The organism is Paenibacillus sp. FSL R5-0713 (assembly GCF_037973325.1).
Lineage (GTDB): Bacteria > Bacillota > Bacilli > Paenibacillales > Paenibacillaceae > Paenibacillus.
This window is the reverse complement of record NZ_CP150229.1, coordinates 4,480,118-4,495,638: the sequence shown is the minus strand read 5'-3', so window position 1 is coordinate 4,495,638 and position 15,521 is coordinate 4,480,118. Positions and strand designations below refer to the sequence as shown.

General features: G+C 48.3%; 13 protein-coding genes. 11 read left to right on the top strand and 2 right to left on the bottom strand.

Annotated features, from left to right (window positions below; translation table 11 throughout):
- The first annotated feature begins 3 nt into the window (after positions 1-3).
- The 5 genes from MKZ12_RS20015 to glsA all read left to right on the top strand — a co-directional run bounded on the left by MKZ12_RS20015 (position 4) and on the right by glsA (position 4,042).
- On the top strand, positions 4-798 hold the full coding sequence (locus MKZ12_RS20015; protein ID WP_339235658.1) for a LytTR family DNA-binding domain-containing protein: 795 nt from the start codon (positions 4-6) through the stop codon (positions 796-798).
- A 180-nt stretch (positions 799-978) separates the two neighbouring features.
- Positions 979-2,214 (top strand): OFA family MFS transporter, encoded by a 1,236-nt coding sequence (locus tag MKZ12_RS20010; RefSeq protein WP_339261471.1) that lies wholly within the window; start codon positions 979-981, stop codon positions 2,212-2,214.
- 98 nt (positions 2,215-2,312) lie between these two features.
- Positions 2,313-2,492, top strand: a complete 180-nt coding sequence (locus MKZ12_RS20005; protein WP_339256305.1) for a hypothetical protein — start codon at positions 2,313-2,315, stop codon at positions 2,490-2,492.
- A complete protein-coding gene (locus MKZ12_RS20000) occupies positions 2,479-2,961 on the top strand; it encodes a GNAT family N-acetyltransferase (protein ID WP_339256303.1) in 483 nt (160 codons plus the stop codon). The genes MKZ12_RS20005 and MKZ12_RS20000 overlap by 14 nt, the downstream gene beginning before the upstream one ends.
- Positions 2,962-3,100: 139 nt before the next feature.
- Positions 3,101-4,042, top strand: a complete 942-nt coding sequence (gene glsA / locus MKZ12_RS19995; RefSeq protein WP_339235652.1) for a glutaminase A — start codon at positions 3,101-3,103, stop codon at positions 4,040-4,042.
- 211 nt (positions 4,043-4,253) lie between these two features.
- Here glsA and MKZ12_RS19990 read toward each other — a convergent pair whose 3' ends face one another.
- Complete coding sequence (locus tag MKZ12_RS19990) at positions 4,254-4,595, bottom strand: YolD-like family protein (RefSeq protein WP_339256301.1); 342 nt, start codon at positions 4,593-4,595, stop codon at positions 4,254-4,256.
- Positions 4,592-5,836 carry a DNA polymerase IV gene (locus MKZ12_RS19985; RefSeq protein WP_339256299.1) on the bottom strand — a complete coding sequence of 415 codons (1,245 nt, stop codon included), beginning with the start codon at positions 5,834-5,836 and terminating at the stop codon, positions 4,592-4,594. Before MKZ12_RS19985 ends, MKZ12_RS19990 begins: the two co-directional genes overlap by 4 nt.
- An 853-nt stretch (positions 5,837-6,689) precedes the next feature.
- On the opposite strand from MKZ12_RS19985, the gene MKZ12_RS19980 reads away from it, so the two are divergent.
- The 6 genes from MKZ12_RS19980 to MKZ12_RS19955 all read left to right on the top strand — a co-directional run bounded on the left by MKZ12_RS19980 (position 6,690) and on the right by MKZ12_RS19955 (position 15,042).
- Positions 6,690-8,915, top strand: coding sequence for a hypothetical protein (locus tag MKZ12_RS19980; protein WP_339256297.1), 2,226 nt, complete (start codon positions 6,690-6,692; stop codon positions 8,913-8,915).
- A 26-nt stretch (positions 8,916-8,941) separates the two neighbouring features.
- Positions 8,942-10,150 (top strand): HEAT repeat domain-containing protein, encoded by a 1,209-nt coding sequence (locus MKZ12_RS19975; RefSeq protein WP_339256295.1) that lies wholly within the window; start codon positions 8,942-8,944, stop codon positions 10,148-10,150.
- Positions 10,151-10,172: 22 nt separating this feature from the next.
- Entirely contained in the window at positions 10,173-11,573 is a 1,401-nt protein-coding gene (locus tag MKZ12_RS19970; protein ID WP_339235640.1) for a glycosyltransferase, read from the top strand.
- A gap of 286 nt (positions 11,574-11,859) precedes the next feature.
- On the top strand, positions 11,860-12,663 hold the full coding sequence (locus tag MKZ12_RS19965; protein ID WP_339235638.1) for a response regulator: 804 nt from the start codon (positions 11,860-11,862) through the stop codon (positions 12,661-12,663).
- A gap of 79 nt (positions 12,664-12,742) precedes the next feature.
- On the top strand, positions 12,743-14,110 hold the full coding sequence (locus MKZ12_RS19960; RefSeq protein ID WP_339256293.1) for a nucleotide sugar dehydrogenase: 1,368 nt from the start codon (positions 12,743-12,745) through the stop codon (positions 14,108-14,110).
- 8 nt (positions 14,111-14,118) lie between these two features.
- Complete coding sequence (locus MKZ12_RS19955) at positions 14,119-15,042, top strand: hypothetical protein (RefSeq protein WP_339256291.1); 924 nt, start codon at positions 14,119-14,121, stop codon at positions 15,040-15,042.
- The last annotated feature ends 479 nt before the right edge of the window (positions 15,043-15,521 follow it).

The window sequence follows — 15,521 nt, the reverse complement described above, 5'->3', positions numbered from 1 at the left end:
TCGATGAGAGCTCTTATTGTGGAAGACGAGATTCTGGCAAGCGAGGAATTGAATTACTTAATCCAGGAACATAGCCAGATTGAGGTGGTGGATCGCCTTGAAGACGGGCTGGATGTACTGAAATTTTTGCAGGAACAAGAAGTGGATGTCATTTTCCTCGATATCAATATTCCCTCGCTGGACGGCATGATGCTGGCCCATCATATTGGGAAATTTGCAACAAAACCCTATATTGTTTTTACTACTGCATACAAGGAACATGCAGCAGAAGCCTTTGAGTTGGAGGCATTTGATTATATTTTGAAGCCTTATGACGAGAAGAGAATCGCTGCGATGCTCCATAAGCTAGAGATAGCATTCAAACGTGATCATGCGCCAGTGGAGCAATATGTTGAGGATGAACCAGCCCCTATGGAGGACGGATCTGCTGCGCACGGTGAACTGGTACGAGATACGAATTCCCATACCAACAGAAGAATTAATCTGCTGCGGAATGACAATATTATTGTTACGGATACGGCAGATATCTACTATGCGGAAGCGCAAGAGAAAGTGACGAAGGTATATACCAAAAATGGGGAGTTCACCATGCCAGTGAGCATATCGGATTTTCATAGCCGTCTGCCACAGGATACGTTCTTTCGCTGCCACCGTTCGTACGTTGTAAATCTGTCGCAAATCCGTGAAATCGTACCTTGGTTCAACAATACGTACCTGCTTCGCCTGCGCGATCTGGAAGCTGAAGTGCCCGTGAGTCGCGGGAAGGTCAAAGAGTTCAGGCAACTCATGCGCATCTAGAAGCATTTCATTCCGCATCTGATGCAACTCATGCTCAAAACGGTGTAATGAATCCCCTTTCATGTATGATTACCTTGTGAACGCATTCATGTATATGACATCGGCAAAGGGGAGATCACGATGAAAGCAGCTATTTCATCCGCTTCATCAGCACCTACATCAACAATTACACCTACAAAAATGAACCGCTGGCTTATTGTTTTGGGGACTATCATTGTACAAATGGGTCTTGGAACCATCTATACGTGGAGTTTATTCAATCAACCGCTGTCTGATCGTTTCGGATGGGACGTCAGCTCGGTCGCGATAACTTTTTCAATTACCAGTTTTGCTTTGGCATTTGCCACATTGTTTGCAGGACGGTTGCAGGAACGTTGGGGTCTTCAGCGCCTGATCCGTGTGGCCGGGGTTGTGCTTGGGCTGGGTCTTATTCTGAGTTCCCAAGTATCTTCATTAACTCTACTGTACATTTTGGCTGGATTTGTCGTTGGTTTTGCAGATGGTACGGCGTATATTACGTCGCTATCTAATCTGATCAAGTGGTTCCCGGAACGTAAAGGTCTGATCTCAGGGATCTCGGTCGGCGCCTTCGGTACCGGTAGTTTATTGTTCAAATATGTGAACTCGGCATTGATCGGGGCCGTTGGTCCTGCTCAGGCATTTATGTACTGGGGCATTATTGTTCTGGTTCTGGTGGTTGCCGGATCATTCCTGATCCGTGAAGCGGTTGTTCGTGAACAGGCTCCGGCAAGCAAGAATGGCCCTAAACAAGTGGTGGCGCGTCAGGAATACACGGTGAAAGAGATGCTACGTACAAAAGAAGCGTACATGTTGTTCGTTATTTTCTTCACGGCGTGTATGAGCGGTCTTTATCTGATCGGTATTGTCAAAGACATCGGTGTACAGCTTGCAGGTCTAGATGTAGCTACAGCTGCCAACGCAGTGGCCATGGTTGCGATCTTTAACACGGCAGGACGTATTATTCTCGGTGCGCTGTCGGACAAAGTAGGACGAATGAAAGTCATCGCTGGTGCGCTGCTGGTGACAGCTGTAGCTGTCATGACACTTAGTCTGGTTCCATTGACCTTCGGGATCTTCTTCGCCTGTGTGGCGGCCGTTGCATTCTGCTTCGGCGGTAACATTACGGTATTCCCGGCGATTGTGGCTGATTACTTCGGACTGAAAAATCAGAGCAAAAACTATGGCGTGATCTATCAGGGCTTTGGATTTGGTGCTTTGGCAGGATCATTCATCAGCGCCCTGCTGGGCGGGTTCCATCTAACCTTCATCGTGATTGCCGTACTCTGTGCAGTCTCCCTGTTGCTCGCACTGATCATTACCCCTCCAGGTCAAGGTCGTCGTGAACGTCAACGTGAAAAACAGATGAACCTTAAGCCTTCATCACGGGCAAGCTAATAGCACGCTTTGGAAGCACCGAACAGAGAATATTTCTTCATCTTAAAAAGCAAATTAAAAACAAAGTAAACAAAGCGGTCTCCAGATGAGGCCGCTTTTTGGTATCTATTGTTGCCAAATTGCTGGTCAGACTGTTGGCCTTTTGGACCATCCGGCTGCCTGCAAGTGGGGTGCCTTGTGTGCATTCCATCATTCGCTTCTGTTATACTCTAGGTGAATTCAACAACACCAAGACCAAGTTATGTACCCCAGAGGAGGCATATCATGAAATTCATTAAATACACACAACCTGATTTTGACGATTATTACGCATTGGTTTCCAATACGGAAGTGATGAAACAGATTACAGAACGGGCAATACCGGAGCAAGAGGCGAGAACGCAATTCGAATCCATGCTGGAGTTTAATGAACGTTCCACATGTGGACATTACCGAGTATTCAGTGAAGAAGGTGCGGGAGTAGCCTATGCCAAACTGATTCCAGATCAGAAAGACCCGAATCGGGCTGAAATAGGTTATATGATTCTGCCCGAACATTGGGGCAAGGGCCAAGGGACATCCATTGCGTCACGGTTGATTATCCAGGCACAAGCCGCAGGGATTGGATCGCTCTATGCTGTTATCGATCCGTCTAACGTCGCTTCCCGCCAGATTTTAACCAGACAGAACTTTGTATCCACCTGGACAGGGGATTATGATGGTCTTCCTGGTGAGATTTTGGAGTTAGATCTTCAAATGAAGCGGTAAAGTAACTGTTCTGCGGGTAATCAGACATATGAGGCATCTTGCATGGGATGGATGGAGCGCATTGCTCATTAATGATATGGGCGCTCACCATGCACATTTCATGCAAGAGGTACATATAGAGATGTGGAGGAGATGACATATGAGCAATACAACCATGGAGCGTCTGAATGATTTACTGCCGGAGTGGCTGGAGACCAGTCGGTTGCACACAGGGCAAGGTAAAGTCGCTTCTTATATCCCGGAGCTTGTCAAAGCTTCTCAGGATGAGCTGGGTATACATATCATGGACGCCGAAGGCAATCATGTGTCGGCAGGGGATTGCGGTGTGCCATTTACGATGCAAAGTATCTCCAAAGTCTTCACCTTAATTCTGGCCTTAATGGATCATGGAGAAGAAGCAGTCTTCTTTAATGTAGGAAAAGAACCTACAGGCGATGATTACGACTCGATGATCAAGCTCGAGCTGGTTGAACCCGGAATTCCGTTCAATCCGTTGATCAATGCCGGCGCGATTACGGTGTCCTCCCTCATTGGAGGAGATTGCAAAGAGGAGAAATCACGGCGCATCCTGGAGTTCTTCCGTAGGCTCGCGCATAATGATCAGTTGGGTTATAACGAGGATGTATTCAAGTCCGAGTCGGAGAGTGGGCACCTGAATCGTTCACTGGCATATTTCTTGAAGCATAATGGTGTGATCAAGGATGACGTGGAAGATGTACTTGCCGTGTATTTCCGTCATTGTTCCATTGAAGTGACCTGTGCGGACTTGGCACGCATGGCACTGGTTCTGGCTTATGATGGAACCGATCCGATTACGGGTGAAGAACTCATCCCTCGTCGGTATGTACAGATTGCGAAAACCTTCATGACGACCTGTGGGATGTATAATGCGTCAGGTGAATTCGCCATTGAAGTTGGCTTGCCCGCCAAAAGTGGGGTTTCCGGTGGGATATTGACTCTGGTACCGGGACAGTTCGGTATTGGAGTGATTGGACCCGCTCTGAATCGCAAAGGTAACAGCCTTGCAGGCGTGCATCTGCTGGAGCGTCTGTCCAAGGAATTCGACTGGAGCTTTTTCTAAAAGTTTTCTAAAAAAAAGCCATACCCTTATATGTAGCCGATGAATCACGTATCCGATATTTTACTTCTTTTGAACGAAGTGAATGGCCTGGGTATGTTTCGTCGGCTGCTTTTGGTATTCATCAGGATGTGTAGGAAGACAGTCCTGAATGTAACGACTAAGGTGCACCTATCATGGAGAATCCACAACACTGGGGTAGGTATAAACGCCCTCAGTCATCGGCTAGGGCCACATCTGTAATGAGGTTCATCTGAATATCCCGGGACCCATCTTCCATCCGTAGTCTGAGGGTACGGGCAGGACGGTCCAGCCGAAGCACCTGTCCCGTGTAACGGATATCGTCATGTTCGTGAAACAACGTAATGGTGACTCTATCTCCAAGCATCATCGAGTTGCTGAGCAGACGGGACATTTCTTCCGCGGCCTGGGCATCCAGAGATGGGCGGGTACGAGGAGCAAGTTGTTCCTGATGAAGAATGTAGGCTTCCCGGTGTTCGGGGAGCATCATGCGTGAGGATTCGAAGATACCGTTTTGCTGCAGTTTTTTACTCATTTATAATGACCTCCAATTTTATGAGAACGTTCATGGGCTTGCGCGGACGAGCAGAGGGAGGATGCCCGCATAATGGCAGTATCTCCGTACCTGCGCTTGATATCATCTGTCGCACGTTCCAGCTCTCTTTTGCGTTCACGGTCATCGAACCAGGACAGCTGAACTTCAGAATCGGGTACAAGTCCGGTCAGTGACACGCTGATGCGGCGGATGGGTAGTCCGTCCCAATGGCGCAGGAACAGCGCTGCTGCCGCATCGTATACTTCGTCCGTAATGTTGGTGGGTTCATTGACCTTCATCTGACGGGAAAATCCGGTTGGTCGATCATAATCCTGTCCGCGACATGCAACCGAGACCACATGGCCCATAAGTGATTTGTCCCGGGAACGTCGACTGACGAGTTCGGCCAGTTCAAGCAGGACCACTTTGATATCTTCCCACGAGTCATAGTCCCGGGGCAGCGTCATCTGATGTCCAATTCCCTGCTGCTGATTAGCATATGTCCCGGGTTTGACCGGGGAATCATCCATACCGCGGGCGATACGCCATAGTACCTCGCCATTCACACCCCAACGTTCTCTGAGTCGGGACAGTGGGGTCTGGGCCAGATCACCGATCGTATGGACCCCCATCTTGTAGAGATGCTGCGCCATGCGGGAACCGACCATGAACATGTCTCGTACAGGCTTCTTCCAGATGGTTGATGGCAGGTCTTTGCGGGGCAGCGTGCAGATGCCTCCTGGGACTTTTTTGGCATACAAGTCACAGGCCATCTTGCTAACGACCTTGGTATCACTGATGCCGATCCGAATGTATACACCCGTCTCCTCCATCACCCTGGATTGTATGCTGCGAGCAATCGTCTCGGGACTGCCGAACAGTTCCAGACTTCCGGTTACATCGAGAAACTGTTCATCAATACTATAGGGTTCTACCAGATCGGTGTAAGACTGAAGGATGCGTGTAATATGAAGGGACACCCGAATGTACTCAGCCATCCGAGGGCGTACAACCACAACATCCGGACATTTGGCGAGTGCTTCGCCTAGTCGTTCTGCTGTCGTAATTCCATAGGACTTGGCGAGTGGACAGGCTGCGAGAATAATACCTGAGCGACGGGCCGGGTCTCCCGCGACTACGAGGGGGAGGTCCTTGTATTCGGGATGTGCAGACTTCTCCACACTGGCGTAGAATGACTGGCAGTCAGCCAGCATGATGACACGTCTGTCTTGGCGGGACATAAGACTTCTCTCCTTATTCGTGATGCGGTACTCTGTTCACCATGGATTATCTTCATTTGAATATCGTTATTTAACATTTAATTTACATTTTGGAACAAGTGTTCTTGTTTTATAAGCATATCTGACAATTTAAAATGCGGCAACCGGAATTATTTTGCAAATTGGACACAATTGCCCTAAGACCATATTAGAGTCAGAAATTAGGAAATAAGATGTGCTTTTTTACATTTAATGTGAGAGATCCGTGACTTGAGGGTGATGACCGGGCGTTCATTTCGCTTTTTGTAAAAGGGTTATAAATGGGTACAGTCCTATAGAGGGGGACTGATGTCCTTTTTTGGTTTTCTGCACTTTTCAGAAAACCTTGATGTGACGCGGAATATCGCTGATGCGTTATCAGACTATAGTATCAATTTTGTAATCTTTATGGTTAATACTGTAAAAACGTCCGCAACTTTAAAATATAACTCGCGTTTAATGGGGTATGCGTTCTAACGGCAAACGTTGCCTGTACCCGCGTTGCACATAACAATAAAGGTTCCAGAATTGCAAGATCAGCACGGTATCCAAACCATGCGATACTAGCAGATATTAGTGTTCGGGAATCAGATGTACCCTGAAGGCTTTCGGGTACCCGTTGATGGCGCTTTTTACGAATCATGGGCAGAATGTTCCATTTCATGTTTGCTTCCATCAGCCTAGTTACAAATGCAGAGTCTTAGCGCTATAGTGAGAACTACACCGCTGACATCTCTACCAAGCGGACATCCGAAGCGGAATGATTCGTAAACTTCATGTTGGACCATTCGATGTTGAAGCAGGATGATATTAGAGAGGTGAGCAATCTAACGACATGAGCAGACAAAGACGAAGACGCTGGTTATTAACGGTGTTGACAGGCGCAGTCGTGGTGACCGGCGGGATATTTGCCGGATGGCACTATATGCAACCTAAGCTTGTTACGTACACAGCGGAGAACGGCACGGAAATGAAATTCAAGACCGATGGAGACCGGTTCATGGAATACGGGCCGGATGGAACGTGGAGGGAGATGTTCGTCAAAGGTGTCAATCTGGGCGCAACATCACCGGGGCATTACCCGGGAGAATTTCCGCTGACCAAAGAGGATTATTTGCGGTGGTTCCAACAGATCGAGGATCTGGGAGCCAATGTTATTCGGGTATACACGGTTCACGAACCGATTTTCTACACCGCATTGGTCGAATATAACCGTGGACGGGAGCAACCGTTATATTTTATACAGGGCATATGGTCACCTGAGGAAGAGTTGATTGAGAAACAGGATGCCTACGCCGCCCATATTGAGCAGACGTTCAAGCAGGAGATTGAAAAAGCCGTATCTGCTGTCTATGGCGATGCGGACATTCCGGCCAAGCAGGGAGAGTCCAGCGGCAAATACAAGACAAATGCAGGGAAATATCTGATGGCCTGGCATGTGGGTACGGAATGGGACCCGGCGATGGTAGACAATACAAACGAGAAACATGCGGACGTGCCGCAGTACAAGGGAGTTCATTTCTCGGCTACGCCAGAAGCATCACCGTTTGAGAACTGGCTCGCAGAGCTGCTGGATCATACGGCGGTACTGGAGAAGCAGTATGGATGGGAGCATCCGATGACCTTCACCAACTGGGTAACGACCGATGTGCTGGATCATCCCGGCGAGCCGCTGTATGAAGAGGATCTCGTCAGTGTGGATGCCCGGCATATTCAGCCGGAGGGGTGGCAGGGAGGTTATTTTGCAGCCTACCATGTGTACCCGTATTACCCGGATCTGTTCCATATTGATAAAACGCTCCAAACCATCAAGGATGAGAATGGCGAGTACAACACGTACAAAAGTTATCTGCGCAAACTCAAAGCCGAGTTTTCCGATATGCCTGTAATGGTTACAGAGTATGGCGTACCTTCTTCTCTTGGTATTTCCCATCTGGGTATGGGAGGCCGGAATCAGGGTGGACATAACGAAGTAGAGCAGGGAGATATTGACGCGTCACTGACGCAGGATATCTATGATGAGGGATATTCGGGAGCCATTGTGTTCATGTGGCAGGATGAATGGTTCAAAAAAACATGGAACACGATGCCACTGGAAATTCCTGCTGATCGACGTGCATATTGGCTGAACGTGCTGACAAACGAGAAGATGTTTGGTCTGCTTGCCATGGACCCGGGGAAACAGGAACAGTTGACCATCGACGGATCACTGAATGACTGGGATGATCTGAAGGATGAAGAAGTTACGACCTGGCAGGGCCAAGTGGACGGCATCCAAGAAATGAAGATGACCCATGATGAAGCTTATCTGTATATTGGGCTGAACTTGGATCAACCTTTTGACCCGGATCAGACGGTGCTGCGAATCGGGACTGATACACTTGCTGGAGGCAGTCAGCCTGACAAGTTACTCCCGGGCCGAACGCTCAGTGATGGTCTTGAGACGGTGATTACACTGGGGCAGGATGAAGAATCTCAGGTGGAGATTGCCAAGGATTATGACTTCAATCACCGCCTGTACGGCAAGGAAGGATACGACATGCTGCCAGATCAGCAGTCAGACACCGCAGATCCGTTCCACCCATGGAATCTGGCAGTCAGCCTGAGGATGACACCGCCGGATACCCGATCTGCTCATCCATTCATGAATGAAAAGGTCGGAACTTTGAAACGGGGAACGACAGCTCCCGGTCAGTCCGACACGGATTCGTTAACGGCATGGCAGTATAACGGCAATCAGGTGGAGATGCGAATTCCCTGGATGTTACTTGGGTTCGGTGATCCGAGTTCGCTGCAAGCGATCGACTATGGACCGCTCAAGAATGAACGTGAGTTCTCCACAGTTGCTGTGGAAGGTGTCACCCTCATTCCATGGTTAACGGACCGCGCCACGAAGAAAGTATCTTGGCCTGGGGGTGAACAGACAACCCTGGATCTGAAGACTTTGCCGGTATATAGCTGGCAGCCTTGGGAGCAGGTGCAGTATAGTGAACGGCTGAAGCTTAGCTACGAAAAAATGAAGAAGAGCTACGAGAAAATTCCTAGTTTTCAGATCGAATAAATGAGTATAAAGGAGGACCTTTTCACATGTTTCCAAGTTTGGCTTTGGCCTATCTGTTTTTGTACATCTGTATCGCACTTGTTGTTGTAGGCGTCATCGTATTGTTTGCCATGAAAATGTCCCACAACGGCAAACGACGCAAGACGGCGTTCTATGAATTAAAACAGCGCGACTACTTCACTTATCTGCAAACGGCCTTAACCGAGAATAGCCCGCTGAGATTGTCACCAGGCAAGCTGGCTCCGCTAGAACGCAGAGTTATTCAGGACAGGCTGATTGAATGGATCGACCAGTTCAAGGGTGAATATCGGGACAAGTTAATTGCACTATGCCGTGAAGCAGGATTTGTAGAGCATGATCTGAAGGAATTAGGCCGTCTGCGTTACGGTCGCCAGATTGATGCGGCTTATCGCTTGGGTGGCATGCGTTGTCCAGAAGCTGTTCCCGGCTTGATGGAATTGCTGAAGGATGAGAAGCCGGGGCCGATGGCCATTATGATTGGTCGCTCCATCGCAAGATGTACAACCCGGCAAGGGGAACTAAAAGACATGCTGGCGTTGCTGTTGAACAAAGGCAAGTCCATTCACCATCTTGCAGCAGATATTCTGCTTGAAACCAGTCTGGATACCAGCAGAATTCTAATCGAATTGCTGGAAGATCGGAATCCGGATTTTGTCAAAGTCGGACTCGTTGCGATGTGGGGACAGGCTGTGCCTGAAGTAATGCCTGCACTGGACAGACTTGTAGGAGCCGAACATCAGGATGTACGTGCCGAGGCGGTGAAGCTGTATCTTAGCGCAAGTCCGGCACTGCGGGATGAGACGATTCTGAAGCTGATTCAGGACACTGACCCGGAAGTTCGTGCCGAAGTGGTGCAAGCACTCGGTTCGAAGCATGCATCGGGTAGCATTCCACTGCTGCGCAAAGCGCTGCGGGATGAAGACTGGAGAGTTCGTTATAACAGTGCGGAGAGTCTGAGTAAGCTTGGCGAACCGGGATTTGAAGCGCTGTGTCAGGCTGCGGTACAAGGAACAGGTGCTGAACGCGAGATTGCGATGCAGCAGATCGAGAGTACAATGCAGCACACGAGAACCGATGACAGAGCTGTAGAGCAGATGATTGCTCATAACAAAAAAAGACTGCTGTACGATCGTTATTTTGGGCCTGTACGAGAGAACAGAACCAGCAAGAAACGCACAGGTGTCGCTACGGTAGGAGGGGATTACACTGCTTAGGGATCTATTATTAATCTACGGCATGGTCGCAATCTACTATGTTGTTTTCGTCAATACGCTCTATTTTTCCATCCTGGCCTTATCGTTCCGTAACATCTGGACGATCTTCCGCCGGTCGCATTATTCCAAATATAATACGTTGTCAGGATCGGAACTGGTACCTTCGGTTTCTCTGCTGGTACCGGCATACAACGAGGAACTGACGATTATTGAAAATGTGAACTGTCTGATGACGCTGAATTATCCAACGTATGAAGTAATCGTCGTTAATGACGGTTCCAGTGATGCCACACTGAAGATTTTGCTGGATGAATACCGCCTGAAGCCGGTACCCAATACGAAGATTCGGGGCAAGATCGCCTGTCAGAAAATTCGCGGGATTTACCATAATCCGGAGTTTCCTGATCTGTATGTCATTGACAAGGAAAATGGCGGAAAGGCGGATTCCCTCAATGCAGGAATCAACTTATCTCATTATCCGCTGATCTCTTCCATTGACGCCGATTCATTGCTGGAGAAGGATGCTCTGATCCGTATGGCACGCATGTATATGGAGAATCCGGAAGAGACAGTAGCCATCGGGGGAGATGTACGGATCGCCAATGGCTGCAAAATCGAAAACGGGGCAGTGCAAGATGTATCACTGCCGCGCAAAATCTGGCCCATGTTCCAGTCGATTGAATATCTCAAAGCCTTCCTGGGCGGACGGATTGGCTGGAGTCATATGAACGGTCTGATCATTGTCTCCGGTGCTTTCGGCATGTTCCGTAAGGATGCTGTAATTGCCGTAGGTGGGTATCGGGATGGTTATCCCGGGGAAGACATGAACATCATTATCAAGCTGCACCGTTATATGCTGGAAAATAAATTGAAGTACCGGGTTGCCTTCTGTCCTGAGGCTGTTTGCTGGACACAAGCCCCCGATTCCTACCGGATCTTGTCCAGTCAGCGCAAGCGCTGGGGCCGCGGGAATCTGAAGAACATGCTGGAGAATCGAGGCATGCTGTTCAATCCCAAATACAAAGTGATGGGTATGGTAACGATGCCGTATAACGTCATTTTTGAAGCACTCAACCCGTATTTCCGAATTACCGGACTGCTAGCTCTCGCTGGATATGTCCTTCTGGATATGACCCAGTGGCCAATCCTGCTTCTGTTCGGACTATTGAACTTCGTGAGTGGTTATCTGCTGAGTGTAGGCGCACTTGTCCTGGAGGAGATTGCTTTCAAGCGATACAACAAACTCTCCGATCTGGTCAAAATGCTGGTCTACTCCGCGCTGAAATTCGTGGGTTACCATCAGCTGGGCGTACTGTGGAGATTACAGGGACATGTGCAGTTCCTGCAAAACAACAACTCATGGGGGACCATGACACGTCAAAGCTGGTCCGAGGATGAGAAGAAAACAAGCGAAGCCGCTTAATTACAGAGATCATGGTAATACAGTAACAGCAATATAGATGTTCAACTATATATTTACACGATAACGGAGAGGACAGAAATAACCTGATGAAGCGAAGCGTGCGCCTAAAAGCTTTCTGAAAGAAAGCTGCATCGAAAGTATACGCTATCCCCGGATTTCCCCTTGTTAAAAGGAATCAAAAAATCTGGGGATAACAGCGATCAAAAGGTTGTTCTGTCATTGGAGTGTCAGTGTAAATAACATTTTGAACATGTATAGATAATCGAGGAGAAGGGTGGAAAAGAACATGCCAAATACGGCGACATTGCAGCGTGAGGCTGCCGTTAATGTGTACCGAAGTGTAGAACAGGGATTAAAGGAAACGGGTGCCGAAACATGCGGCTTAATGTTCATCCATTGTGCAGGACACGCTCAACCTGAGCAGCAGGTCAGGACACATCTGGAACAGACGAGCGAGTCTGCCTTCCAGGTGTGGAAGGATGGGGCGACACAGGCGATTGCCGTCCTGCTGCCGGGGTTGTCACTGGATGAGGTTCACTATAAAGGACTTCGGATCAAGCATGAGCTTCAAGAGACCGTACCTGGTGCCGATCCACAGATCACACTGGCCAGTTTTGCAGAGGGTGAGCGTCCTTCGAAAGCAACCATTCAGCATATGGCTGAATCCTCGAAGCTCGTAGATTCGTCGGAGATTCATATCTACACGCTAGACAATACAGCGGACGAGCCGGAACGCATTTTGATTGTGGACAACGATCCTACGGTACGGGAATTCCTGCAGTTGCGTTTGAAAATGCAGGGATACGAAACCTATGAGGCTGTAGATGGACTGGCTGCACTGGACTTGATCGAGAAAGTCACACCGGACTTGGTGCTCACCGAACTGAATCTGTATGGCATCGACGGTCTGCCGTTCATTCATCATATTCAGAAGCTGGAGATGGAGCAACCGCCCAAAATTGTCGTGTTGACCGAGCAACGTGTTGAGCAAACGATCAGTCAATGCTTCCGCAGCGGGGTCGATGATTACATGACCAAACCGTTCTCGCCCGTAGAGCTGGATGCCCGAATCAGACGCTGCCTGCATTAGAAGATAAAAAAGAGCAACAGACAACCATCTATTTACATGGTTTGAAGCACCATCAAATACACTACCCGGAGGGAATATCATGGAGAATCAACAATTCCACACATTACTGAATGCGATTGAAAATAAAGAAGCTGTACTCGGCGTTGTCGGGCTCGGTTACGTAGGACTTCCACTTGCCGTGGAAATGGTCAATCAAGGTTTCACGGTAATCGGAATTGATCTGGATGCGTCCAAAGTAGAGAGTATCTATCAAGGGGATTCCTATATTCACGATATTTCGTCCGATGAGTTGAAAAAAGTCATGCAAAGCGGTCGCTTCCAGCCAACGACAGATTACAGCATGCTGCGCGTCATTGACGCACTCAGTATCTGCGTTCCGACACCGCTTAGTGAGAATCAGGACCCGGATACATCTTACATCGAGACGGTTGTAGATCAGATCAAACTGCATATGAAACCAGGCATGCTGATTACGTTGGAGAGCACCACGTATCCAGGTACCACCGAGGAACTAATCCAGGATGAGTTGGATAAAATTGGACATGAAGCAGGCAAAGACTACTTCCTGTGCTTCTCGCCTGAGCGTGTAGACCCGTCCAACGGACGCTTTACAACATTCAATACACCGAAAGTGATCGGGGGCACAACCGAAGCTTGCCTGAAACTTGGAACCGCACTGTATGGCAAGTATGTAGAGACCGTAGTACCGGTATCTTCGCCAAAAGTGGCTGAAATGTCCAAACTGCTGGAGAACACATTCCGCAGTGTAAACATTGCCTTTGTGAATGAAATGGCGATGATGTGCGACCGCATGGGCATCGATATCTGGGAAGTAATTGATGCGGCAGCAACGAAACCATTTGGTTTCATGCCATTTTATCCAGGGCCAGGGATCGGTGGACACTGCATCCCGCTTGATCCGATGTACCTGTCGTGGAAAGCCAAAGGTTTCCGTTTCTATAGCAAATTCATAGAACTGGCGCAATCGACCAATGACAACATGCCATATTATGTGTTGAACAAAACGTCAACGATTCTGAACGAATACGCGAAATCTGTACGTAAATCCAATATCTTGCTGCTCGGTATGTCATACAAACCGAATATTGCCGACCTGCGTGAATCACCAGGACTGGAAGTATATGAACTCTTCAAGGAAAGTGGAGCCAACGTAAGCTACTATGATCCACACGCGGATTCCTTTAAGGACAAGCATGGGGAGACGGTACACAGCGAAGCGTTCAATCTGGAACAGTTCAAGAAATACGATTGCATCGTGTTGATCACCAACCACAGCGATTTGCCTTACTTTGATATTGCCGAGATGGGTGTGCCGATTCTGGATACACGTAATGCATTCCGTTCGTACACACATCCGCACATCTACAAAATTGGTCACTCGGTTCAGCATCCTGTGTTTGAACCAAGTGAAGCGTTGCTCGTCTGAGGAAATATATGAAGCAACGGGGCAAGCTGGTGGGGATGGCGAAATGGGCCATTCTGGCTGTGGTGTTGTGCCTGCTGCTTCTGTCTTGGATGTTCAAATGGTTCCAGGCGGAGCAACACAAAGCGACCTGGCTGTGGGACGCGTCCATTATTGCAGAGCAGACGCCTGAGATTATTGCCTTCTCCAAAGAGCAGGGTGTGGATACCATCTTCCTGCAAATTCAGGATGAGGTGCCTGACGCGACATACCGCAAGTTCATTGCGGCTGCAGGGCAGGCTGAGATTGAAGTGCATGGACTGAACGGTCATGCAGACTGGGCCTATGAGCAGAAGCGGGATGAAGGACTTGCTTTTATCGAGCGAGTGAGAGCCTACAATGCAGCTTCTGCCAAAAATGAACGTTTCCAAGGTATTCAACTCGATGTGGAGCCGTATCAGCTGAAACGCTGGGAGGATGAAGAAAGCAGTGTCATTGCGGAGTGGAGCGACAACATGAAGGCTTGGACGAAAGCGGGAGAGGCCGCCGGATTGTACATGAGCGCTGCCATTCCGTTCTGGCTTGATGCCCGTCAGTCGGCGGAAGGTGAGGGTACATTCAGCCGCTGGGTTATCTCCCACTTCGATGCAGTGGCGATTATGGCTTATCGGGATAGCGGGCAGCAGATGTATGATCTGTCCAAGGAAGAATTGAAGGAAGCGGATGATCTCGGCAAGAAAGTCTGGATTGGCGCAGAACTCGCGGATACACACGAAGGGGATCACCTGACCTTTTTCCGTAAAGCGGTTAGCAACATGAATGAAGAAATGGCCAAGGTGTTTGATCTCGGTTCTTCCCATTCCTCTTTTGCAGGTGTGGCTGTGCATCATTATGAAGCATGGTATGCCAAGGAGAATGGTATTCCGCTTGCGCGTAAGGATGAGAAGAAGCAATAACGTTAAGCGAGAACATGCATAAACAAGACATACAGTTACAACATACAAGACGAGTTTCAACGTTATTTATCCATCCCTTTTGAGCAAAAGGAATTCGTTCCTTCCGTCTGTAGCTCAAAAGGTTTTTTTACATAAGACAGTTAGTGGGAAAATTAATCATAGTAGCTTGAGCTTAAGGACAGTACTTTCTTTTTCTGTACCCCAATGTGACATTACCTTTTAGTTGTTTCAGTGAATAAATCTATATAATTATTATTATGCTATCATATGGATAGCGAACATTTATTTGGAATAGTGATTATCAAAAAATGGGATACATCCTAAAAATCCGAATCCAAGCTATAGTACCTAATGGGACTTAAATCATATATAAGCCAATAGTAAAGCTTCATTCGATTCAAATTATCTGGGGTGGAATACCGGGTTTTGATATCGGAACCTAATAATATCCTTTTTTGTTATTATTAATAGGTGTATTC